Here is a 21,636-nt window from a genome sequence, read left to right on the forward strand (position 1 = left end):
TTCAGTGTCCTTCCATCGCGCGGACCAGTTCCCGCAGTTCCTGGCGCCCGTTGATCCGCAGCTTGCGGTAGACGCGGGCGAGCCGGAGTTCGACCGCACGGCTGGAGATCTCCAGAAGCGCGGCGATGTCGCGGTTGCTGCGGCCGCGGCCGGCGAGGAGTGCCGACTGCTGCTCGGCCTCCGAGAGGGCGTCCCAGCCGGGGACCGACACCGTTCCGGTGGCCGCTCCGGCCAGGGCGCGGGCCCTGACCGCCATGGGGGCGGCCGGGTGAGCGGAGGTGAGCGCGCTCAGTTCGGCGAGCGACAGGGCGGCCATCCGCCGGTCACCGCCGTTCTCGGTCATCTCCAGGGCGGTGTACTCCGCCAGGACCCGGGCGTACTCCGGGCCGGTGGGCGCCGAGCGCACCGCTCCCATGGCCGAGCGGATGCCCGTCAGGCGGTCCTCCCGTCCGGCCACCAGCACAGCCGTCAACTGGGCCCAGGCGAGGGTGCTGCCCGTGCCCCAGCGCCGGGCGAGCGCCAGTTCCTGTTCGCTCAGCCGCCGCGCCTCGGCCGACTCGCCCAGGGTGTGGCAGGTCAGTGCCGTCAGCGAACGCCACGGTACCAGTGCGGAGTTGAGGTGATGGTGACTGAGCAGTCGGCGGCCGCACTCCCGGAACTGGTCGCGCGCCTCGAGGGGGTTGCCACCGCGCAGCGCGACCACGCCGCGCGCGAACAGCAGGCGGGGCCAGTGCTCGCTGCCCTCCGCCGCGGGTGGCAGGGGCGTGGCGGCACGCTCGCGTGCGGCGTCCTCACGGCCGCTCTCCACGTCCACGATGGCGCGGATGCCGTACACATGGGGCAGCAGGGCATCCGCTCTGCCGAGCCGGCTCGCCCCCTGTTCGGCCGCCTCCAGGTCGCGATCGGCCTCGGCATGCCTGCCTCGGCGGGTGTTGAGTTCGCCGCGCAGGGCGAGGATCTGGGGGGCGGCGAGCCGGAGCCTGCTGCCGTCGAGTGCGCCGAGCAGCCGGTTCAGGCCTGACTCGGCGTCGTCGAGCGCGTCGGCGAGGCAGAGGGCCTTGCAGGCGGCCAGGGCGGTCTGGATGAGCGGGCCGTCCGGCCGCCGGTCGTCGGCGAGGGCGGCCCGGGCCAGGCTCCCGACCTCCTCCAGGCTCTCGCCGTACAGGGCGAGTTGCCAGGCGCGCACGGCGGCCTGCGTGGGTGAGGCCGGGACCTGTGGCAGCGGCGGCACCGTGGGTACGGTGGGCGCGCCGATCGCCTGGCCGGTGGGGTCGGCGGCCCAGAAGAGCGCGAGCAGGTCGTCCCGTTCGGGCGCGGCCGCGGTGGTCAGCGCGTCGGCGAGCGACCGGCGCACCACGTCGGTCCCGCCACCGGTGAGGCCGAGGTCCGCGGCGTGCAGGCGTACGGCGGCGGGTGTCCGCGGTGTGCGGATCAGCCGCTCGATCCGCAGGTCGCCGGCCTCGGGTTCGGTGACCAGGTGGACGGCGGCCAGTTCGAGGCGGAGGCGGGCGCGCTCGCCGGGGTCCCGTTCCTCCTCCGCCGCACGCGCCAGGAGCACGGCGGCGCGGTCGTGCTCGCCCTCCCGTACGGCGTGGTCCGCTTCGCGTCGCAGGGTGTGGATCGCCCAGGCGGACCCGGTCGGACGCGCGGCGAGCAGCAGGTCGGCCACGGCACGGTCCTCGGCTCCGGCACGATGGGCGAGTTCGGCGGCCCGGACGTGCAGGTCGGCCCGTTCGCCGGCGGTCATCTCCTCCAGCACGCGGACCCGCAGGGCCGGGTCGACCACGAGGCGGCCGTCCGGCAGCGCCCGGATTCCGGTGGTCCGGGTCAGGGCCGCCCGCAGCCGGCGTTCGTTGAGTGAGCCGGCGTGGGCGAGCGTGCGCACGAGGGAGAAGTCGAGCAGGTCTCCGCAGACCGCCAGCACCCGCACCATCTCGCCCGCTTCGGCGCCGAGTGTCCGCACGGCGCTCATCAGGTGGTCGCCGAGCACGGCGGTGCCGGTCGTCCGCAGCACCGGCACCTCGGCCGCGGCCGGCCGGTGGCCGAGCGCGGCGAACCGCTGCAACAGGTCGTGCAGCACCGCTGGATGACCGCCGCTGATCCGGCCGGCCTCGGCCGTGAACGCCTCGTCCGCGCGTCCGCACACCCGGTCCACCTCGGCGGCGATCTCGTCCGGGGGCAGCGGTGCCAGGGTCAGGTGGTGGGCGGCCGGGCCGGGCACGGAGCCGAGGCGACCGGACCATCCGGGATCGACCGCCGCCGCGTCGTCACCGCCGCACACCACCGCGAGCGGTGTGCCGGCGGATCTTCGCAGCAGTGCCTGGAGCCAGTGCAGCGACTCCCGGTCGAGCCAGTGCGCGTCCTCGACGGCCAGGACGGTCGGACATGTCCGTGCCGCGCGCAGCAGCGCGGCCAGCCCCGGGAAGGGCTCGTGCCGCGTCGGCCCCGGGGACGCCGCCGGGAGGCCGAGCGGTTCGAGGAGCTGCGTGACCCCTGCGTACGGCAGCTCCGACTCCGACAGCGCCGCCCGGGCGCGCAGCACGCGGCGGCCCGACGCGCCGGCCCGGTCGGCGGCCCAGCGCACCAGCGCGGACTGGCCGAGGCCGCTTCGGCCCGACAACGTGACGAGCACCGGGCCCGAGGTGTCGAGCCCGTCGAGAACGGCCGTCATCATCGACCGCTCCCGCGCCCGGACGCGGGACGGCGGATCCTCGACGGCCGCCGCCGACCGTGTGCGGTGCCACACGTGGGGAGATGGTGTCCACCCCGTCATCCGTCCATCACCCTGTCTTCCTGCCCCCGTTCGTGTCTGCGGCGCCTGAGTCCCCGACAGGACGGACCCTCACGCCCCTTCCAGCACCGGCCGGCCCGGCCAGGAGCCGCCGTGCACGGCGCGCAGCGCGTCCGTGAGCTGGTCCCGTCGACGCACCCCGAGCTTGCGGTAGACGTTGGTCAGATGGGACTCCACGGTGCGTACCGTGACGAACAGCCGTTGCGCGATCTGGCGGTTGCTCGCCCCGGACACCGCGAGACCGGCCACCTTGAGCTCGGTGGAGGTGAGCAGGCCTCCGGTCGGCGCGTCGGCGGCCTGGCCCATGCGTCCCCCGGCGGAGACCAGCAGGCTGCGGGCCGACTCCGCCAGCGCGAGCGCCCCGCAACCCCCCGCGATACCGGCCGCCTGGCGCAGCCGCTCCCGGGCACCGGCCTCGTCGCCGTGCACCAGCAGGGCCCGGCCCAGCGCGTATTCGGCGCGGGCGTACGCGGACACCGCCGGCGACCGGGACAGTTCGTGGGCCGACTCGGCGAGCAGGTCGATCCCGGCCCGGCCCGGTGTGAGGGCGCCCGCGGCGAGGGCGGCGAGGCCGAGAGCGCGGGGCGTTCCCCAGCGGCGGGCGCGTTCGGCTCCCTGCTCGGCCAGTTCCCTGCCCTCGGCGGGGCGGATGGACGCGAGGATCAGGCAGCTGTCCACCCACCAGGAAGTCAGCACCGGGTTCAGCACACCGGCGGTCTCCTGCACGGCGCCGCACTCGCGCATCAGCCGCAGCGCCTGACGGGGGTGGCCGGTCGCCCAGCGGGTGCGGGCGCGGGTGTGCAGATACACCAGGTAGGCGAGGGCCGAGCCGGTCGCCTCGCCGCGCCCGATCCGGTCCAGCAGCCGCTCGGCCTGCTGCGGTTCGCCGCGGTCGACGAGCACCGACGCCAGCACCGCCCGTGCCGTCACCAGCCGGGCCTCGCAGTTCGTCCGGCCCACCGCGGCGATCGTCGCGCGGGCCTCCGCGGCGGCGTCGACGAGGGCTCCGTCACGGTGCAGCAGATGGGACCTCAGGGAGCCGGCGAGCACGCGGACCCAGGTCGTCGGTTCGTCGCCCGCGCTCCGCAGCATGGTGTCGAGCGCGGCGTGCGCCCCGGTGGTCTCGTCCGCGAGGACGAGTGTGGCGGCGGCGGTGAACCGCAGCCAGGGCGGCTGCTGGGGGGAGGTCGTCTCCAGCGCGCGCCGGGCGCCCTTCACGGCCGCCTCCCGGGAGTCGCCGGCCAGCGCGGTGCGCAGCGCGGCCAGCGCCTCCGTCTGGTGGCGGTCGGTGCGCAGCCGGTACGAGGCGGCCACCGTACCGCGGTGCTCCCGCGCCGCCACGCCGGTCCCGCGCCGTCCCATGAGCAGCAGTACGGCCGCCACCTGGTCACGCAGGTGGGGGGCGCGCTCGGGGCCGGTCGTCAGGGCATCCCAGGCGGTCTCCAGGGCGCCCACGATCTCCGCCCGGGAGGCCGCGGGAAGCGGTACGGCCAGGCAGGCCATGGCGAACTGGACCGCGATGCCGGCTCTCTCGTGCGTGTCGGCCGTGCCGGCGAGCGCCGCGCGGAACAGCGGAACGGCGCTCAGGGGGTCGCCGGGTGCCACGGCGAGCGCCAGCCGAAGTCGCGTCTCGGTGTCGTCGGGCTCGGCCTCCAGGACCCGGCGCAGGAAGTCGGCGGCCTCGGCGAAGGCGCCGCGCTGCTCGGCCCGGGCGGCGGCGTCCCGCAGGACCGCGGTCATCCAGGGTTCCAGGGCGCCCGGCATCCGCATCAGATGGCCGGCCACCTCTTCGGCGGGCCGGCCGGCGTCACTGAGCAGCAGCGCGGCACGGGCGGGCATGTCGGCGGTCCGCTCGGTGCCGAGCGGTTCGCCCAGCGCGGAACGTACGGCCTCGTGCACCAGTGCGGTGCCGTCGCAGGTGAGGGCTCCCGCGTGGCGCAGCACGGCGATCGCCTCGTCGGCCTGCGCGCGGTCCACCCCCGCCAGTACCGCGACGCGCTCCGGGGGCTGGGTGCCGCCGAGCAGCGCCACCGCCGTGGCGACGCCGCGGACGGCGGGCGACTCGCGGTCGAGCACACGGCGCACCGCCCGGGCGGCCATGCCGCCGCCGAGGTCCCACGCCTGAAGTGCTCCGGCCTCGTCCGGAACGGCGCCGCGTCTTCTGAGCTCGCGCAGCAGTCCTACGGCGGTGCGCGGGTTGCCGCCGGTGACCGTGGCGACGCGCTCGGCGAGCAGGGGGTGCACCGGCCCGCCGAAGACCTCTTCGGCGAGGCTGCCGACGGCGTCGGTGCCGAGCGGCCCGAGGTGCGTCACGGACACCGCGGGGTGGGCGAGGAGGTCGGCCCAGGCCCGGGGAGCGCGCGGTTCGGTGCCGGAGCCGCGGGCGAGGACCATGAGAAGCGGTTGCCCGACCGCCCGCCGCATCAGGAACTCCAGCCAGCGCAGGGAGTGTTCGTCGCAGTGGTGGGCGTCGTCGAGTACGAGCAGCAGTGGCCGCTTCGCGGTGAGCCGCAGCACGTGCCCGACGAGCCGGCGGAACACCGGGTAGGCCGTGGTGAGGGCGAACTGCTGGGCGTCCCCGGGACCGGGCAGGATCATGGCCGGGCTGTCCGTGCCCGGTGCCGGCTCCCGCCGGTCCGGGGCCGGTGCGCCCGCCGGCGTGAACAGCGCCCTCAGCCCCGCGTAGGCTCCGGCGCCTCCGGCCGCCTCGCCGCAGTGCGCCCGCAGCACCGTCACGTCCCGGCAGGCGGGGGCCCGCAGCAGGGCGTCGAGGAGAACGGTCTTGCCGTAGCCGGGCGGCGCGGTCAGGACCACGCACCTCGTTTCGCCGCGGCGTGCGGCAGCCGCCCCGGCGCCGAGTGCGGTCAGCTCGTTGTCGCGGCCGTGCATCACGTCGTACTCCGGAGGCGGTCGAGCAGATCGTCCAGGACGGCCAGGTCGTCCTCGCTGAACTTCGCGAAGGAGGCCCGCAGGTTGCGTACGTGCCCGACGGCGGCCCGGGCGAGGATGTCGTGCCCGGCGTCGGTGATGGCGGCGTAGGCGATCCGCCGGTCCCTCAGGCAGGGGCAGCGCTCGACGTAGCCGGCCGCCTGGATCCGGTCGATCAGCCTGGTGACCCCGCTGGTGGTCAGGGCGATCTGGTCGGCCAGCGCGCTCATGGACAACTGTCCTCTCTCCGCGCGGGCGAGCCGTATCAGCACCTCGAACCAGAGGTGGGGCAGGCCGGCTTCCGTCTGCATGGCCGCACCCAGGCGCCGCTCCAGATGACAGTGGGTCTCCACGAGGCGGCCGAACGTGGTGATGAGGGGGTGGTCGATCAGGTCCGAGGAAGGCACTCAAAGATTCTATGCCAGAACAGTTGTGCAGTCAGCTATTGCCAAGTCAGAGACATACGGTTCACGCGTGAATGTCCGACCGAACAGCATTACGCGCCGATGTCTGTGTTCGCACGAGTCGGACCCTCATGTCCAGCGCCTTGCTTTGCGAAAGTCAACGAATGCCCACATGGCCGACGGCGGGATGTCGCGCGGTGCGAGCGGGCCACCGGGACCGACCGGAAAACGCTCGCCGGCTCCGTCATTGACCGGGCACCGCAGCCCGGCGCCGACCCGGACGTCCCGCCGGCGAGAGGGCATCCACCGAACCGGAGGACGTGACCCGTGTCACCCCGCCAACGCGCCGCCCTTACACCCATTCACCTGCTCCGACCGCGAGCTCGACACTAGGGAATTTCCGGTGGTGCGCATGAGATCACATAGGGAGGCGATACACGCCGGGACCGGAAGGAGCGGGAGTCCGATGAGAACCACGGGATCGTCGAACCACCCTCGCTGCACTCGGGCTTCCGCGCGCGTCCACACCCAGAAACCCGAGCCAGGATAGACATCCAAGTTCCCGACAGTAAATACCTTCGCATGAATCGCGCGTAAAACAGCTCAATTTCGCCCACCCGGTTCCTCTCAGGCAGAGGAACAGCCTTGTCATGGTGTCAAGAAAAGGGACTGCCCGAGCGGCGCCCGCTTGATGACCGAATTGCACTCGGCCGGATTCGACGCACCTCTCCCACCTTCCGGAAACCGAGCCACCCAATCCGCAGCACGGGGACCGACGCATGCCCCGGTTCCGGCTGACGACGCTCTCCCTCCGACGCCCTGGTCCCGGTCCCCGCACCAGTGGAGCGAGGACCCGCGATGCGCACCCTGCTCGTCGACAACGACGATTCCTTCACCCACAACCTGTTCCACCGCCTCTCAGAGGTGAACGACAAGGAGCCCCAGATCGTTCGATTCGACGATCCCTCCTGGCGCCCCGGACTGCTGAGGGGCTTCGACAACGTGGTGCTGTGCCCCGGCCCGGGCGCCCCGCACGACCGGCTGGGCAACGCCATCAGTGCCGAGATCTGCCGTCAGGACCGGCTGCCCGTGCTCGGCGTGGGTCTCGGCCACCAGACGATCGCGCTGCTGCACGGCGGCGCGGTGAACCGGGCCCCCTGGCCGTGCCACGGACGCATCTCACCCGTGCGGCACACCGGTGCCGGGCTCCTGCGGCATCTGCCCAACCCCCTGGAGGTCGTCCGCTACCACTCGTTCGCGGTCACCGGTCTCTCCCCCGCGCTGGAGCCCACCGCCTGGGCGACGGACGACGGTGTGGTCATGGCGCTGCGCCACCGGAGCCTGCCGCTGTTCGGAGTGCAGTTCCACCCGGAATCCGCCGGGACGGACACGGGCCGTCAACTGCTGGCGGCCTTCGGTGAACTGACCGAGCGGCACCACGCGTCACGCCGCGGGCCCACCCTGTTCGCCTCCGGACCGTCCCTACTCACCGCCGGGCCCTCCCTGCTCACCGCCGGGCCACGCAAAGCCGCGGCGGTCACCGGTGCGGGAGAGAGATCGGCGGTCGCCGCAGGTACGAGAAGGGCAGCGGCGGTCACCGCAAGTGCCGGAAGGACGCCTGTGCGGCTCCCGGGCGCCGGCCGGTCGCGGCCGCCAGGCCGCCGGCTGCGGGTGCTGGCCGAACGGCTGGAGACGCGCTGGGAGGCGGAGACGGTCTTCGACCACCTGTTCCGTTCCGGTGACCATCCCTTCTGGCTGGACAGCAGCAGGGCCGACGGCGGACCTGGCCGGGTCTCCGTCCTCGGCAACGCGGACGGGCCGCTCGCCCGGGTGGCCACCGCGAACGTGGTCAGGGGCACCGTCTCCGTGCGGGCGGGTACGGCGCCGGAGGTGGTCCGCAGTCCGTTCCTGCGCCTGCTCGACGAGGATCTGCGGTCCCTGACGGTGGAGGTCCCCAAGCTGCCTTTCGACTTCGCGCTCGGCTGGGTCGGCTGCCTGGGCTACGAGTTGAAGGCCGAGTGCGGCGGCACACGGGCACACCGGTCACCGGCAGCGGACGCCGTCATGGTCTTCGCCGACCGTGCCGTCGTCCTCGACCACGGCACGGACACCACGTATCTGCTCGTCCTGGCCGAGGAAGGGGACGAGGGCCCCGCCCGGTCCTGGCTGACCTTCGCCTCGGCGCGGCTTGCCGCGCTGCCGCCGATGCCCGTTCCGCCCCTCCCGGGCGCCCGCTTCCCGGCACCTTCCCGGCCGGTTCGGTCGCGTCCGCGGCTGCGTCACGAGCGCGAGAGGTACCTCAAGCTCGTCGCCGCCTGCCAGGAGGAACTGGCCTCGGGGCAGGCCCATGCGCTGTTTCTCGCCAACATGGTCGAGGCCAGGACGGATCTCGACCCGTGGCAGGCGTACCGCGTCCTGAGACGGCTCGCCCCGGCGCCGTTCGGGGCGTTCCTCGGGTTCGGCGCGCTGTCCGTGCTCAGCTCCGCCCCGGAGCGTTTCCTGCGCGTCGACCGTCAGGGGTGGGCGGAGTCCACGGTCACCAACGGCTCCCGTCCCCGCGGGAGCACGCCGGAGGCGGACGCTCTGCTGATCGCGGACCTCGCCACCAGTGAGCCGGAACGGGCCGCGCATCTGACCCTCGTCGACCTGGCACGGCACGATCTGGGTTCCCGCGCCGAGGCGGGCGCCGTCACCGTCGATCCGCTGTTCGACGTGGTGACGTGCCCCGAGGGTCACCGTCGGGTGAGCACGGTCAGCGCGCGGCTGCGCCAGGACACCACGGCCGTTGCGGCGTTCCGTTCGGCCTTCCCGGGCGGGTCCGTGACCGGCGCCCCCCGGCCGGGGACGATGCGGGCCCTGGACCGGCTGGAGAGCGGGCCGCGCGGCATCCACACCGGGGCGATCGGCTACTTCTCCCTCTCGGGTGCGGCCGACTTCGGCCTCGCCACCCGCACCGCGGTGTTCAGCGGCCACCGGCTGCGCTACGGCGTCGGGGGCGCCGTCACCGTGCCGTGCGACCCGGACGCCGTGTTCGAGCAGACCGCACGCGAGGCCGGGCCACTGCTGTCCCTCCTGGGCGCCCGGTTCCCCGGCCATGGCACACCGGAGCCCTCCGGCGTCGGCTCGCGCGGCGCCGCTTCCAGGGCTTTTCCGGGTGCCGCGACGGAATACGGGCACTGAACACGGGCGCGAGGGGCTCCGCCGGCAGCCCCGTCCGGCACCCGGCGGGAGGTCTAAGGATCTTCCGGCATCCGGCATGAGATCACAGTGCGGGGCGATGATCGCCCAGGGAGTTGCTCCCCGACCCGCGGCCACCGACGAAAGGCGCAAGGCACTTGATGGAATCCGCCCGACGGCCGATCCTGTTCGTCAGTCTCCCCGAGTGCGGTCTGCTGAACCCACTGCTGGTGCTGGCCGGTGAACTCTCCCGCCAGGGCGTGGAGGACCTGTGGTTCGCCACCGACGAGCCCCGCAGGGAGGACGTGTGCGGGGCCGTGCGCCGCACGCCGGTCCGGTTCGCCTCCCTCGGCGAGGTGATTCCGGAGCTGTCGGCCGTGACCTGGCCCGACGACGTCTACCGTCAGGTCACGCAGCCCTCCCGCTTCCGGGCTCATCGGGCGGTCATCAGGCAGTCCTACAAGCCCGTCCTCCAGGCCGAGAAGTTCCGCCGGCTCCAGGAGATCGTCGACGAGGTCCGGCCGACGCTCATGGTCGTCGACTGCATGAGCGGCTTCGCGGTGGACCTGGCGGTCTCCCGGGACATCCCGTTCGTGCTGAGTGTGCCGTTCCTGCCCAGCAACGTGCTGACCTCGCACCATCCCCTCACCAAGGGGCACACCCCGCGTGACTTCCCGGTCCCTCACTCGGGGCTGCCGCGCCGGATGAACCTGGCGCAGCGGGTGGCCAACCAGCTGTTCAAGCTCCGCACCCTGGCCATGTTCCTCAACCCGGCCATGGGAAGAGTGATCCAGGAGGACGCCCGTATCCGCAAGAAGCTGGGGCTTCCGCCGCCCAACCCGATGACGCGGATCGACAAGGCCGAGCTGGTGCTGTGCAACTCGGTCGCGGAGCTGGACTATCCGTTCGACATCCCGGAGAAGGTGCGCCTCGTCGGCGCGGTGCTGCCGCCCCTGCCGGAGACCACCGGAGACGATCCGGTGCGCAAGTGGCTCGACGACCAGTCGTCCGTCGTCTACATGGGCTTCGGCACCATCACCCGGCTGACCCGGGAGCAGGTGGGCTCCCTGGTGGAGGTGGCCCGCCGGCTCGCGGACGAGCACCAGGTGCTGTGGAAGCTGCCGGCCGAACAGCAGCGCCTGCTGCCGCCGGCCGGCGAACTGCCGCACAACCTGCGCATCGAGAGCTGGGTGCCCTCCCAGCTCGACGTCCTCGCCCACCCGGCCGTCAAGGCGTTCTTCACCCACGGCGGCGGCAACGGCTTCCACGAGGGTCTCTACTTCGGCAAGCCGCTGGTCGTACGTCCCCTGTGGGTCAACTGCTACGACCAGGCGGTACGCGGCCTGGACTCCAGGGTCTCCCTGACCCTCGACCACCCGGAGACCATCGCCGTCGACGACGTCGTGGACAAACTCAACCGGGTCCTGACCGAGCCGTCCTTCCACGAGAACGCGGAACGGATCGGCGCGCTGCAACGTGCCGCGGGCGGCCGCACGGCCGCCGCCGACCTGATCCTCGGCCTGCCGGCCCTGGTCTGACGGACAGCGGCTCCCGACAGGACAGGGTGATCGACGGGTGGGTGTGCCCGGGTGCCGCTGAGCCCCTCGCTCCTGCCTCCTACTCGCCGACGGGAACTCTCGGCGACAGAGCGGGCAGCGCCTTCTCATAGCACACCGACAGCGGATCCTCGTCGTGCGGCGAATAGTTGGCGATCCTGCGGTACCCGGTCCGCTCGTACAGGCGCATGGCAGCGGGCTGCCGCACCCCCGTCTCCAAGCGGACCAGCCGGCCGCCGAGCCCCGCGGCGGGCTGCTCGGCCTCGGCCAGCAGCAGGTCCGCCACTCCCGTTCCCCGGGCCGCCGGGGAGACGAACATCCGCTTGAGCTCCCATGTCTCCGCACCGATCGGCTGCACCGCACAACAGCCCACCGCCTGGTCGTCCTTCCGAGCCAGCAGATACCGGGCCGCCGAAGCGAGCGGAGTGGGCTGGACGTCGGGAGGAAGCCCGTACACGGGAATCAGTTCCGCCGTCATCGCATCGACCAATGAGCGCAGAGCGGGGTCATCGGCCATACAGGAAGAAACGATCAACATCGCGCCATCCTCACACCACCCTCCGCTCTCCCGCTACGGACAGGTCCTAGCGGCCCAGCCGCGCGAATCTCCGTACTGCCAGAGGGAAGAACACCGCGAGCAGTGCCAGGGGCCAGGCGACGGCCGCCCACACGTGCCCCGGCTCGCCGCCGGGGCTGCCGAACAGGTCGCGTACGGCCGTGGCCGTGTGGGACATCGGGTTCCACTGGACGACCGCGCCGAGCCAGCCGGGCATGGACCCGGGCACGGCGAACGCGTTGGACAGGAAACCGACCGGCCAGACCAGGATCTGCACCGCCTGGACCAGTTCGGGCTTCCCCGCCACCAGCGCCAGGTGAATACCTATCCACAGCATCGCGAACCGGAACAGCAGGAGCAGTCCGACGGTGCCCAGGAATCCCGCCGGGCCGCCGTCGCCGCGCCGGCCGAGCGCGGCGGCGACGGCCAGGAGCACCGCCAGGCCGATCGCCGACTGCAGCATGTCGGCGGCGCAACGACCCACCAGGACAGCGCCGTTGGCCATGGGCATCGAGCGGAAGCGGTCGACGACGCCCTTGTTCAGATCCTGGGTGACGGCGACCATCGTGCCCTCCAGACCGAAGGCCATGGTGAGCGCGAGCATGCCGGGGACCAGGTAGTCGAGGTAGTCGCCGCTCACCCCCCGGCCGCCGCCGACCAGATAGCCGAACATCAGCAGCAGCATCACGGGGAAGACCAGGTTCACCACCACCGTCACCGGCTGCCGTCCCCAGCGGGCGAGTTCGCGGCGGGTCATGGTCCAGGAGTCGGTCAGTGCGTGGGCGGTCACGCGGTCTCCTTCATTCGGTCGTGTCCGGTGAGCCTCAGGAACGCCTCGTCGAGCGTCGGACGCCTGAGCGCGATGTCCTCGGCCTGGATGCCGGCCTCCTCCAGAGCGCGGACGATCCCGGCCAGGGCCGCCATGCGGTCGGCGACCGGGGCGCTCAGCAGTCGGCGGTCGGTGTCCACCGTGATCCGGTCCTCCGGTACGGGCAGCAGCGCGACGGCCGCGCCCAACTGCCCGGCGTCGCGCAGGACGACGTCGACCCGGTCGCCGCCGACGGCCGCCTTGAGCTCGTCCGCCGTGCCGTCGGCGATGACCCGGCCGGTGTCCACGACCGAGACACGGTCGGCGAGTTGGTCGGCCTCCTCCAGATACTGGGTGGTGAGCAGGACGGTGGTACCGCCGTCGACCAGGGAACGGACCGAGTCCCACACCTCCGCGCGGCCGCGCGGGTCCAGACCGGTGGTGGGTTCGTCCAGGAAGAGCACCTCCGGTTCGGTGATCAGCGAAGCCGCGAGGTCCAGGCGGCGCCGCATGCCTCCGCTGTACTGCCGCACCGCCTTGCCGCCGGTTTCGGTCAGGCCGAAGCGCGCCAGGAGTTCGTCGGCACGCGCGCGTGCGCGTCGCCCGCCCAGGTGGTGCAGGCGGCCGAACAGTTCCAGGTTCTGCCGGCCGCCGAGCTCCTCGTCGAGTGCCGCGTGCTGGCCGAGCAGGCCGATGCGCAGGCGTACCGCGTACGCTTCGCGCACCACGTCGTGGCCCGCCACCTCGATCCGGCCCGCGTCGGGCCGCAGCAGCGTGGACAGGATCCGGACCAGGGTGGTCTTGCCCGCGCCGTTCGGGCCGAGCACCCCGTGCACCGTGCCGCGCGCGACCGTGAGGTCGAGTCCGTCCAGCGCGGCCCTGCCGTTCTTCGTGTTCTTCCCGCCGTATGTCTTGCGTGCTTCCTCGACGACGATCGCCGCGTCGGCCACTGGGACCCCCTCGCTAGTCAAACTTGACTACAGGCGTCCGAAGGTAAGCGCGCCAGGTTCATCAGTCAAACTTGATCAACGCGGGACGAGCACCTCAGCGCTCGTCCCCCGGGTGCCGCTCCCCCGTCGCGTACGGGTTCTCCTGCCCCTCGGCCAGGACGCCGACGAACGGCTCGCCCTCCCCGGCGAAGGTGTAGGCACCGGCCTCGACCCGCCCGATCAGCCCCCTGGTCCACTCGGCCTCCGCGTCGGCCGCGTGCACCCACAGGTTCATGATCTCGCCGATGTGGCCCAGCGGTTCGGGGCCGCCCTCGGGCACGTAGTGCCCGGTGACCGTGGCCCGCCACTCGTCGATGCGCCGGATCCGCTCCTTGAGCAGCGCCGTCGCCTCGTGCCGCGGCAGGTCGACGACGAAGCCGATGGCCGCCGACTTCACGTCCATCTTCTGGTCGTAGGCGACGAGGGCCTCGCGCAGCAGCGTGAAGAACTCCTCGTCGCCCGCCGCGGTGATCTCGTACTCGGTGCGCGGGGGGCCGCCGGCCGTCGAGGGCGCGATCTCGTGCGCGTGCAGCAGTCCTTGCTTCGCCATCTGCTTCAGGGCGTGATAGACCGAGCCGGGCTTGGCGTTGGACCACTCGTGCGCGCCCCAGTACTCCAGGTCGTTGCGCACCTGGTAGCCGTGGGCCCGCCCGTGCTGGCGGACCGCGCCGAGCACGAGGAGACGGATCGCTGACATGCGGTCCAGCGTAGGACGCCGCAGCTCACTCGCCGGAACTGCCCCGCTCCTTGGCGACCAGTTCGAAGGCCGTGGCCCCGTCGAGGGATTCGCGGATGATGTCGGCGTGGCCGGCGTGCCGCGCGGTCTCGCGGATCAGATGCAGGGCCAGCCAGCGCATGGAGACGCGCCCCTCGGGCGGGAACCAGGGCTGGGCCGGCAGCGGGAAGGTGTCGTCGAGACTGGGCACCGCGCAAAGGAACGCCTCCGTCTCGGCTGCGACCTTCTCCCAGTGGGCCAGTTGCGAGGCCACGGTCTCGTCGCCGACCAGTTGGAAACACTCGTGCCAGTTGGACTCGTCCCGCTCGACCGCCGGCGCCTCCTGTTTGGCACGCGCGATCCAGCTCTGCTCGACCTCGGCCACGTGCTTGACCAGCCCGCCCAGCGACAGCCCGCTGGCACTGGGCCGCGACGCGGCCTGCTCCTCCGTGAGGCCGAGCACCGATCGGCGGATACCGCCCCGCTGCTCCTCGATGAACGCCAGCAGCGCTCCACGCTCGTCGCCGTACGCCTCGGCGGAAACGTGAGTGACCATGTCCGGCCGCCTTTCGTCGATTCGCGCCGGGACTTCTGCCCCGACCCGAACGACGCTACGGGCCATTGAGGTCAGATCCTGACCTCAATGGCAGATGACCTGGATGAAACCTGGATGACCTCGATGGCCTCGATGGCCTCAATGAGCCAATGACCCGGCACCGGAGAGTTCCGCGGACCGACCCCGCCTCCGCCCGGGCTCCGGCCGAAGCCGTCCTGGCCCCCAGAACCGGATGAGTAGCGGTACTCATCACGCCGCTACCGGCGCCGCGCCAGGATGAGGGCACCTGTCACGCTCCTGCCGCAAGGAGCGCCCTACGGCGAGGAGTCCGCCCATGTCCGCCCCGACCCTGCCCGCACCGGCACGCCCCACCCCCTGGCGCGTTCCGCCCCTCCTGCTCGCCGGGATCGTGGTGGCCGGGATGATCGTGTCGGGCTGGGCCCCGCGCGACCGCGTGACCTGGCTGCTGGAGACCGTGTGGGTGATCGTCGGGCTGCCGCTGGCCGTGCTGGCACGGCGGCGTTTCCCGCTCACCGACCTGCTGTGCTGCCTGCTCGCCGTGCACGCGCTGGTGCTGGCGACGGGCGGCCACTACACCTACGCGCAGGTGCCCCTCGGCGACTGGATCCGGGACACCTTCGGCCTCCAGCGCAACCCGTACGACCGGCTGGGCCACCTGATACAGGGCTTCGTGCCCGCCGTGCTGGTACGGGAGCTGCTCAGCCGCACGTCCCCGCTGCGCGGCAGCCGCTGGCTGGCGCCGCTCACGGTGTGCGCGTGCCTCGCGTTCAGCGCGCTCTTCGAACTGTTCGAGTGGGCGGCGGCCGTGATCGGCGGCCACGACGCGGACGCGTTCCTCGCCACTCAGGGCGATGTGTGGGACACCCAGTGGGACATGTTCTGCGCGCTGATCGGGGCCACCGTCTCGGTGTTGGTGCTCAGCCGCCTCCACGACCGCCGGATGGCGGCCCTGGAGGCCGCGGCGCGCTAGCGGCCGCGGCCACGAACACGCGCTTCCGGCCGATCAGTTGTAGTGCGCAGAGGGCTCGTCGGTGGATGAGCGGCGAGGGCGGGTCCGCGCCCATGTGGCCGGAGTTCCACCGGCGTTGAGGAACTCTCCATTTTCCAGGGGAAAGCGGGCGATGTCGCCCACGCGTCGCGGCCCCGGCACGTGCACCCGCACGGGGCCCCGGCATCGGCCTCGAACTCGTCGCGGGACAGCGACAGGAGGCCTGGGCCGGGCATGGCTCGGCCTGCCGCCGCACCCGTCGGATCGGGCTCACCACCGGTTATGCCGTCCCGCACACCGGCGTCGGGCGAGCCGGGTGCCGGATAACAGTTTGCCAAGTGTTGGTCCCGCAGCCTTTTTTCGGACGCATCTATGCGCGTAGCTTGACCGCGTGCCAGCCCCCGGCCGTCCACAGCGGACCCGGGGCGGTCGGCGCTTCCCCAGGCGCCCTCATGTTTTCCCGGCTCCCAAGGAGACCCTCCTGTGTCGAATTCCAGCGCTGAAACGCCCCGCCCGGCAAGACACCGCGCGACCCCGCTGCGCAAGCGGCTGATACCGCTCGCGATCACCGGCTCGGTCGTACTGGCCGGAGTGGGCGTCCACTCCGCCTTCGCCACCCCGTCGGCCGACGCCGTCATCTCCGAGGTCTACGGAGGCGGCGGCAACTCCGGCGCCACCCTGACCAACGACTTCATCGAGCTGGCCAACGCGGGCGCCGGTTCGCTGGACCTCTCCGGCTACAGCGTCCAGTACCTCTCGGGCAGCCCCGGCCCGACCACCAAGTGGCAGTCCACCCCGCTCACCGGCACCCTGGCCGGCAACGGCCGCTACCTGATCCAGGAGGCCGCGGGCACCGGCGGCACCGCCGCCCTGCCGGCCCCGGACGCCACCGGCAACATCAACATGTCGGGCACCACCGGCACCGTCGCGCTGGTCAAGGGCACTGACCTGCTCACCTGTGTCACCAAGGCCGACTGCGCCGCCGACCCCCGCGTCAAGGACCTGGTCGGCTTCGGCACCGCCGTCGTCCACGAGGGCTCCGGCCCGGCCGCGGGTGCGGGCAACACCGCCTCGGTCGCCCGCAAGAACCTGGTCGACACCGACGACAACGCGGCCGACTTCGCCGCGGGTGACCCCACCCCCGAGAACTCCGGCGGCCAGAGCGGCGACACGGGCGGCGGCACCTCCCCGTCGCCGAGCCCGACCGCGACGCCTCCCGCCGACGCGATCTCCGCGAAGATCCACGACATCCAGGGCACGAACCGGCGGTCCCCGCTGTCCACCAAGAACGTCAAGGACGTCACCGGCATCGTCACCGGTGTCCGCACCACCAGCACGTCCTCGACGTCCAAGGGCTTCTGGATGCAGGACCCGAACCCGGACAACGACCCCCGCACCAGCGAGGGCATCTTCGTCTACACCAGCTCCACCCCCACGGTGAAGGTCGGCGACAGCGTCACCGTCTCCGGTGTGGTCACCGAGTACTACCCGGGCGGCTACGACACCGGCATCCAGTCGACGACCGAGATCATGAAGCCGACGGTCACCGTGCTGTCCAGCGGCAACGCGCTGCCGGCGCCGGTCGTCCTCGACAAGAACAGCATCCCCGCCGCCTGGTCCCCCAAGGGTGACAGCACCGGCAACACCGAGTACCTCGACCTCGAGCCGACCAAGTACGCCCTGGACTTCTACGAGTCCCTGGAGGGCATGAACGTCCAGGTCTCCGACGTCCGCGTCGTCGACGCCACGGACGCCTACCACGAGCTGTGGGTCACGGCCGACCCCACCCACAACAAGACCAAGCGCGGTGGCGTCTACTACCCGGGTTACGACGACCCGAACGTGGCGCGTCTCATGGTCCAGGCCGTCAACACCACGGACCCGTTCCCGATGGCGAACGTGGGCGACGAGCTCACCGGTGTCACCGAGGGCCCGCTGGACTACAGCCAGTTCGCCGGCACCTACATCCTCGAGGCGCGCCAGCTCGGCACCTACAAGGACAACGGCCTCAAGCCCGAGGTCACGAGCCAGGCGAAGTCCAACGAGGTCACCATCGGCACGTACAACGTGCAGAACCTCGCGCCGAGCGACCCGCAGGCCAAGTTCGACCGGCTCGCCAAGGGCCTGGTGACCAACCTCCGCGCGCCCGCCATCGTCGGCGTCGAGGAGATCCAGGACAACAGCGGCGCCATCGACGACGGCACCGTGGACCCCGACAAGACGCTGGCCAAGCTCACCGACGCCGTCGTCGCCGCGGGCGGCCCGCGCTACCAGTACCGTCAGATCAACCCGGTCAACGACAAGGACGGCGGCCAGCCGGGTGGAAACATCCGCACCGTCTTCCTGTTCGACCCGACCCGGATCAGCTTCGTTGACCGGCCGGGCGGCGACTCCGTCACCGCCGTCGACGTCGTCGGCAAGGGCAAGGACACCCACCTGAGTGTCTCGCCGGGACGCATCTCGCCGACGGACGAGGCGTGGAACAGCAGCCGTAAGCCGCTGGTGGGTGAGTTCGTCACGAAGAACAACAAGAAGATCTTCGTGATCGCCAACCACTTCAACAGCAAGGGCGGCGACCAGAACGTCGCCGGCCGCGTCCAGGAGCCCGTCCGCAGCTCCGAGATCCAGCGCAACAAGCAGGCCACGCTGGAGAACGCCTTCGTCAAGAAGCTCGAGGCCGCCGACCCCAAGGCCCTCATCGTCTCCCTGGGCGACTTCAACGACTACCAGTTCTCCTCCGCGCTGAAGACCCTGACCGGTGACGGCAAGCAGCTCACCGACCTGATCAACACCCTGCCGGTGGACGAGCGCTACTCATACGTCTTCCAGGGCAACTCGCAGGTGCTCGACCACATGCTGGTCAACCCCAGCATGCTGAACAGCGTCACCTACGACGTGGTGCACATCAACTCCGAGTTCGCCGACCAGACCAGCGACCACGACCCGCAGGTTCTGCGTGTGAAGCCGTAAGGCTCCCGCAAGCCCGCCCGTCCCCGCGCTCAACGCAGCGGGGACGGGCGGCTTGTCTGCGTACCGGCCCGCTCCATCTCGGCGACCGGCCGGCCGCCGGCCCGCATCGGGGCCTGTCGGCCCTGGTGTACCGGGGATCCCGGTGGTGCGCTGGCAGTGGTGGGAAAGCCGGTCGCGCATTCGGCTGCTCGGCCTCTACGCCCCCTTCGGCAGCGGAGGCATGGCGTGACCGCAGGCACTCGGCCCTTCCGGGGAATTCGAGGAGGAGAGCATGCACAGCAGCCCGCACCGGGTCGGTGACGTGATGACGCGCGCCGTCGTAGCGGTGGGCCGCAAGGCCCTGTTCAAGGACATCGTCGAGCGCATGGAGCAGTGGAGGGTCAGTGCCCTTCCGGTACTGGAGGGCGACGGCCGGGTGATCGGGGTGGTCTCCGAGGCCGACCTGCTGCCCAAGGAGGAATTCCGGGACGACGACCCCGACCGGTTCACCCAGCTGCGCCGGCTACCCGACCTCGCCAAGGCCGGGGCGGTCTGCGCCGAGGAGCTGATGAGCACGCCGGCCGTCACCGTCCACACGGACGCCACGCTCGCCGAGGCGGCACGCATCATGGCCCTGCGGCACGTCAAACGGCTGCCCGTGGTGAACACCGGGGGTGTGCTCGAAGGCGTCGTCAGCCGTGGCGATCTGCTGAAGGTGTTCCTGCGCCCGGACAACGAACTCGCCGACGAGATCCGCCGTGGCGTCGTGGACGTCCTGTTCCCGGCCCCGGTCGAGCCCGTGCACATCATGGTGACCGACGGCGTCGTGACCCTGACCGGACGCGTCGGGGAGTCCGCTCGGATTCCGCTGGCCACGCGCATGGTCCGGGGTGTCGAAGGGGTCGTGGGCGTGGACTGCCGTCTCACCGCCGCCGACGCCGAATGACCCATGGGCCCTCATGGCACTCCCGGCGCGAGGCGCCCGCAAGGCGTCCCCGGCGTGGCGGCCCCTGGCCCGTCCCCGGTCTCCCGGCACACCCTGGAAGGGTCCGGACACTCCATCGAGGCCCTTACGGAGTCACCATGTACGGCACCTCGTACACCGTCAGCGATGTCATGTCCCACACCGTCGCCGCCGTCGGCCCTCGGGCCCCCTTCAAGGAGATCGTGCAGCTGATGCAGGACTGGCAGGTCAGCGCCCTGCCCGTGATCGAGGGTGAAGGCCGGGTAGTCGGTGTGGTCTCCGAGGCCGACCTGCTGCCCAAGGAGGAACTCCGGGACAGCCCCGACACGGGCTCTCTCCAGCGGCGCCAGCCGGTCCACATGGCGAAGGCCGGCGGCCTCACCGCAGGAGATGTCATGTCCTCCCCCGCCATCACGGTCCGGGCCGACGCCACCCTCGCCGAGGCCGCGCGCCTCATGGCGCGTGAGGGGGTCAAGAGGCTGCCGGTGGTGGACGGCGCCGGACTGCTGGCGGGCGTCGTCAGCCGGGTCGACCTGCTCAAGGTCTTCCTGCGCGGTGACGAGGACATCGCCGAGGAGGTGCGGCGCGAGGTCGTGTCGTACCTCTTCCTGCTGCCGTCGTCGGCCGTGCACGTGGACGTGCACGACGGTGTCGTGACGCTCACCGGCCGGATACGTGACACCGCCCTCGTCCCCGTCGCCGCACGGCTGATCAGGGCCGTCGAAGGTGTGGTGGACGTGGAGTTCGACCTCTCGCACGACAGCATGACGCGATAGCCGGAGGACATACCGCAACGTCCGGCCAACCGCGAGGACCCTGCGCACGCGCCGACGGCGGCCCCGAGTGGGCCCGCCATGGATCGTCGGCCGCTGTCACTTGCCGTGCCGGATCTCCACGTGCTTCACGTGCTTCGCCTCCGCCTTCTCGGTGCCCAGTGAAAGCGTGTGCAGCGGAGGGCCGGCAGGCCCGTCGCGGGGACCAATGGCCCCTGGCCGGTTCCGCTCCTCAGGGCGTTCCATGGAATAGGCGGCACCTCTCCGCGCCACCGCAGGGAGGAGGCGAGGGCGATGTCCGCTCCCGCACCAGCGAAGAACAACGACCGGGCCGTTCCGATCACCGGCACCGAGGCCGGCGTCCGGATGCGCGCCCGTCTCGGCGACGAGATCGTCGTACGGGGAACCACAGCCGGGGTCATCGCCCGGGACGGCGAGATCGTCGGTCTCCGCCATCCGGGCGGCGGCCCGCCCTACGACGTGCGCTGGGCCGAGAGCGGACGGGTGACCCTGTATTTCCCCGGCCCTGACGCGTACATCAGGCATCTGGTGACCGGAGGCGACGATGTCCCGGCCCGGTGACCCCCGGCCGATCGTGGTGGGCGTCGATCCTGATCCGGCCCACCGGACGGCACTGGCCTGGGCGGCCGACGAGGCCGTCCGCCGGGGACTGCCGTTGCGTCCGGTGCATGTCGAGGGCGTGCCGACCGGAGGCTACCGGCGGCACGAGGTCCCGGCGTCGTGGGAGAAGTGGAACGAGTCGCTGCACACGGCCGGGAAGCAAGTGCTCGGTGACGTCACGGACTTCGTCGCGGCCCGGTACCCGCGGCTGGAGGTGGAAGCCCTGCTGGCGGAGGGCGACCCGGTGTGGGTGCTGCGCGAGCAGAGCCGCGACGCCACCGCTCTCGTGCTGGGATCACGGCATCTCAGCCGGAAGCAGGAGGTGTTCGGCTCCGCGTCGGTCGCCCTCCCGGTGATGGCCCACACGCACTGCCCTCTGGTGGTCGTCCCCGAGCCGGAACACATCACCCAGGACCCCGCGTACTACGTCGTCGGCGTCGACGGCAGCGAACACTCCACCGCCGCGGTCGATCTGGCGTTCGAGGAGGCGGCCCTGCGCGGCGCCGAGCTGCGGGCCGTGCTGGCCTGGGAGCCGGGGCCGCTCAGGGTCTTCGACGAGCACGAGCCGCAGCAGGAGTGCCGCCGGCTGCTCTCCGAGATCGTGGCGGGCCGGCACGCCCGTTTCCCCGAGGTGGAGCTGCGCCACGAAGTGGTCGTCGGGCATCCGGTCCAGGTGCTCACGGACGCCTCGTCGCACGCGCTGGGTCTGGTGGTGGGGACCCGGGGCCGGGGAGGCTTCGCCGGCATGCTGCTGGGCTCGGTCAGCCAAGGCGTGCTCCACCACGCCATCTGCCCCGTCATCGCCGTCCCGGCACGCGGGTGAGCGGCCGGCCGTCAGGA

At 72.0% G+C, this 21,636-nt stretch carries 16 protein-coding genes; 8 read left to right on the forward strand and 8 right to left on the reverse strand.

The genetic code is table 11. The annotated features are described in order from the left end of the window. Nucleotide 1 precedes the first annotated feature (1 nt). The 3 genes from ACIOWN_RS06655 to ACIOWN_RS06665 all read right to left on the reverse strand — a co-directional run bounded on the left by ACIOWN_RS06655 (nt 2) and on the right by ACIOWN_RS06665 (nt 6,126). Nucleotides 2-2,746, reverse strand: coding sequence for an AAA family ATPase (locus tag ACIOWN_RS06655; protein WP_401980822.1), 2,745 nt, complete (start codon nt 2,744-2,746; stop codon nt 2-4). 96 nt (nt 2,747-2,842) lie between these two features. After that, nucleotides 2,843-5,680 carry an AAA family ATPase gene (locus tag ACIOWN_RS06660; RefSeq protein WP_362354529.1) on the reverse strand — a complete coding sequence of 946 codons (2,838 nt, stop codon included), beginning with the start codon at nt 5,678-5,680 and terminating at the stop codon, nt 2,843-2,845. Next, nucleotides 5,680-6,126 carry a MarR family winged helix-turn-helix transcriptional regulator gene (locus ACIOWN_RS06665; RefSeq protein WP_401980824.1) on the reverse strand — a complete coding sequence of 149 codons (447 nt, stop codon included), beginning with the start codon at nt 6,124-6,126 and terminating at the stop codon, nt 5,680-5,682. The genes ACIOWN_RS06660 and ACIOWN_RS06665 overlap by 1 nt, the downstream gene beginning before the upstream one ends. Before the next feature lie 855 nt (nt 6,127-6,981). Between ACIOWN_RS06665 and ACIOWN_RS06670 the strand changes: the two genes are divergently transcribed. Both ACIOWN_RS06670 and ACIOWN_RS06675 read left to right on the forward strand, forming a co-directional pair. Beyond that, on the forward strand, nt 6,982-9,303 hold the full coding sequence (locus ACIOWN_RS06670; protein WP_401980826.1) for a chorismate-binding protein: 2,322 nt from the start codon (nt 6,982-6,984) through the stop codon (nt 9,301-9,303). Nucleotides 9,304-9,461: 158 nt separating this feature from the next. Continuing rightward, nucleotides 9,462-10,838: a glycosyltransferase gene (locus ACIOWN_RS06675; protein ID WP_362354507.1), complete on the forward strand. Its 1,377-nt coding sequence runs from the start codon at nt 9,462-9,464 to the stop codon at nt 10,836-10,838. Nucleotides 10,839-10,917: 79 nt separating this feature from the next. Here the strand turns inward: ACIOWN_RS06675 and ACIOWN_RS06680 are convergent, their stop codons facing one another. The 5 genes from ACIOWN_RS06680 to ACIOWN_RS06700 all read right to left on the reverse strand — a co-directional run bounded on the left by ACIOWN_RS06680 (nt 10,918) and on the right by ACIOWN_RS06700 (nt 14,480). Then, nucleotides 10,918-11,334: a GNAT family N-acetyltransferase gene (locus ACIOWN_RS06680; protein WP_401980829.1), complete on the reverse strand. Its 417-nt coding sequence runs from the start codon at nt 11,332-11,334 to the stop codon at nt 10,918-10,920. Between the two features lie 106 nt (nt 11,335-11,440). Further along, on the reverse strand, nt 11,441-12,202 hold the full coding sequence (locus tag ACIOWN_RS06685) for an ABC transporter permease (RefSeq protein ID WP_401980831.1): 762 nt from the start codon (nt 12,200-12,202) through the stop codon (nt 11,441-11,443). Further along, nucleotides 12,199-13,170 (reverse strand): ATP-binding cassette domain-containing protein, encoded by a 972-nt coding sequence (locus ACIOWN_RS06690; protein ID WP_401980834.1) that lies wholly within the window; start codon nt 13,168-13,170, stop codon nt 12,199-12,201. Before ACIOWN_RS06690 ends, ACIOWN_RS06685 begins: the two co-directional genes overlap by 4 nt. A 94-nt stretch (nt 13,171-13,264) precedes the next feature. Continuing rightward, the gene (locus tag ACIOWN_RS06695) at nt 13,265-13,906 is read right to left on the reverse strand and encodes a PadR family transcriptional regulator (RefSeq protein WP_362354515.1); all 642 of its coding nucleotides are present in this window, start codon (nt 13,904-13,906) and stop codon (nt 13,265-13,267) included. 25 nt (nt 13,907-13,931) lie between these two features. Then, the gene (locus ACIOWN_RS06700) at nt 13,932-14,480 is read right to left on the reverse strand and encodes a DinB family protein (RefSeq protein WP_362354517.1); all 549 of its coding nucleotides are present in this window, start codon (nt 14,478-14,480) and stop codon (nt 13,932-13,934) included. Between the two features lie 334 nt (nt 14,481-14,814). Here ACIOWN_RS06700 and ACIOWN_RS06705 point away from each other — a divergent pair, with 334 nt between their 5' ends. The 6 genes from ACIOWN_RS06705 (at nt 14,815) to ACIOWN_RS06730 (ending at nt 21,619) form a co-directional block, all read left to right on the forward strand. Further along, the gene (locus tag ACIOWN_RS06705) at nt 14,815-15,471 is read left to right on the forward strand and encodes a DUF2238 domain-containing protein (protein WP_362354519.1); all 657 of its coding nucleotides are present in this window, start codon (nt 14,815-14,817) and stop codon (nt 15,469-15,471) included. A 501-nt stretch (nt 15,472-15,972) separates the two neighbouring features. Beyond that, nucleotides 15,973-18,459 (forward strand): lamin tail domain-containing protein, encoded by a 2,487-nt coding sequence (locus tag ACIOWN_RS06710; protein WP_362349521.1) that lies wholly within the window; start codon nt 15,973-15,975, stop codon nt 18,457-18,459. 271 nt (nt 18,460-18,730) lie between these two features. Then, nucleotides 18,731-19,384, forward strand: a complete 654-nt coding sequence (locus ACIOWN_RS06715; protein ID WP_362349523.1) for a CBS domain-containing protein — start codon at nt 18,731-18,733, stop codon at nt 19,382-19,384. Between the two features lie 137 nt (nt 19,385-19,521). Further along, the gene (locus ACIOWN_RS06720) at nt 19,522-20,178 is read left to right on the forward strand and encodes a CBS domain-containing protein (protein ID WP_401980839.1); all 657 of its coding nucleotides are present in this window, start codon (nt 19,522-19,524) and stop codon (nt 20,176-20,178) included. A gap of 291 nt (nt 20,179-20,469) precedes the next feature. Further along, the gene (locus ACIOWN_RS06725) at nt 20,470-20,757 is read left to right on the forward strand and encodes a DUF1918 domain-containing protein (RefSeq protein ID WP_362349526.1); all 288 of its coding nucleotides are present in this window, start codon (nt 20,470-20,472) and stop codon (nt 20,755-20,757) included. Then, the gene (locus tag ACIOWN_RS06730) at nt 20,741-21,619 is read left to right on the forward strand and encodes a universal stress protein (protein ID WP_401980843.1); all 879 of its coding nucleotides are present in this window, start codon (nt 20,741-20,743) and stop codon (nt 21,617-21,619) included. The genes ACIOWN_RS06725 and ACIOWN_RS06730 overlap by 17 nt, the downstream gene beginning before the upstream one ends. The last annotated feature ends 17 nt before the right edge of the window (nt 21,620-21,636 follow it).

This window comes from Streptomyces sp. NPDC087787 (assembly GCF_044743035.1).
Lineage (GTDB): Bacteria > Actinomycetota > Actinomycetes > Streptomycetales > Streptomycetaceae > Streptomyces.

Bases quoted from the DNA above. Each gene is read 5' to 3' on its own strand.
- ACIOWN_RS06660 (WP_362354529.1), bottom strand. From the start codon at position 5,680: ATGCACGGCCGCGACAACGAGCTGACCGCACTCGGCGCCGGGGCGGCT.
- ACIOWN_RS06670 (WP_401980826.1), top strand. From the start codon at position 6,982: ATGCGCACCCTGCTCGTCGACAACGACGATTCCTTCACCCACAACCTG.
- ACIOWN_RS06675 (WP_362354507.1), top strand. From the start codon at position 9,462: ATGGAATCCGCCCGACGGCCGATCCTGTTCGTCAGTCTCCCCGAGTGC.
- ACIOWN_RS06680 (WP_401980829.1), bottom strand. From the start codon at position 11,334: ATGACGGCGGAACTGATTCCCGTGTACGGGCTTCCTCCCGACGTCCAG.
- ACIOWN_RS06695 (WP_362354515.1), bottom strand. From the start codon at position 13,906: ATGTCAGCGATCCGTCTCCTCGTGCTCGGCGCGGTCCGCCAGCACGGG.
- ACIOWN_RS06700 (WP_362354517.1), bottom strand. From the start codon at position 14,480: ATGGTCACTCACGTTTCCGCCGAGGCGTACGGCGACGAGCGTGGAGCG.
- ACIOWN_RS06705 (WP_362354519.1), top strand. From the start codon at position 14,815: ATGTCCGCCCCGACCCTGCCCGCACCGGCACGCCCCACCCCCTGGCGC.
- ACIOWN_RS06715 (WP_362349523.1), top strand. From the start codon at position 18,731: ATGCACAGCAGCCCGCACCGGGTCGGTGACGTGATGACGCGCGCCGTC.
- ACIOWN_RS06720 (WP_401980839.1), top strand. From the start codon at position 19,522: ATGTACGGCACCTCGTACACCGTCAGCGATGTCATGTCCCACACCGTC.
- ACIOWN_RS06725 (WP_362349526.1), top strand. From the start codon at position 20,470: ATGTCCGCTCCCGCACCAGCGAAGAACAACGACCGGGCCGTTCCGATC.
- ACIOWN_RS06730 (WP_401980843.1), top strand. From the start codon at position 20,741: ATGTCCCGGCCCGGTGACCCCCGGCCGATCGTGGTGGGCGTCGATCCT.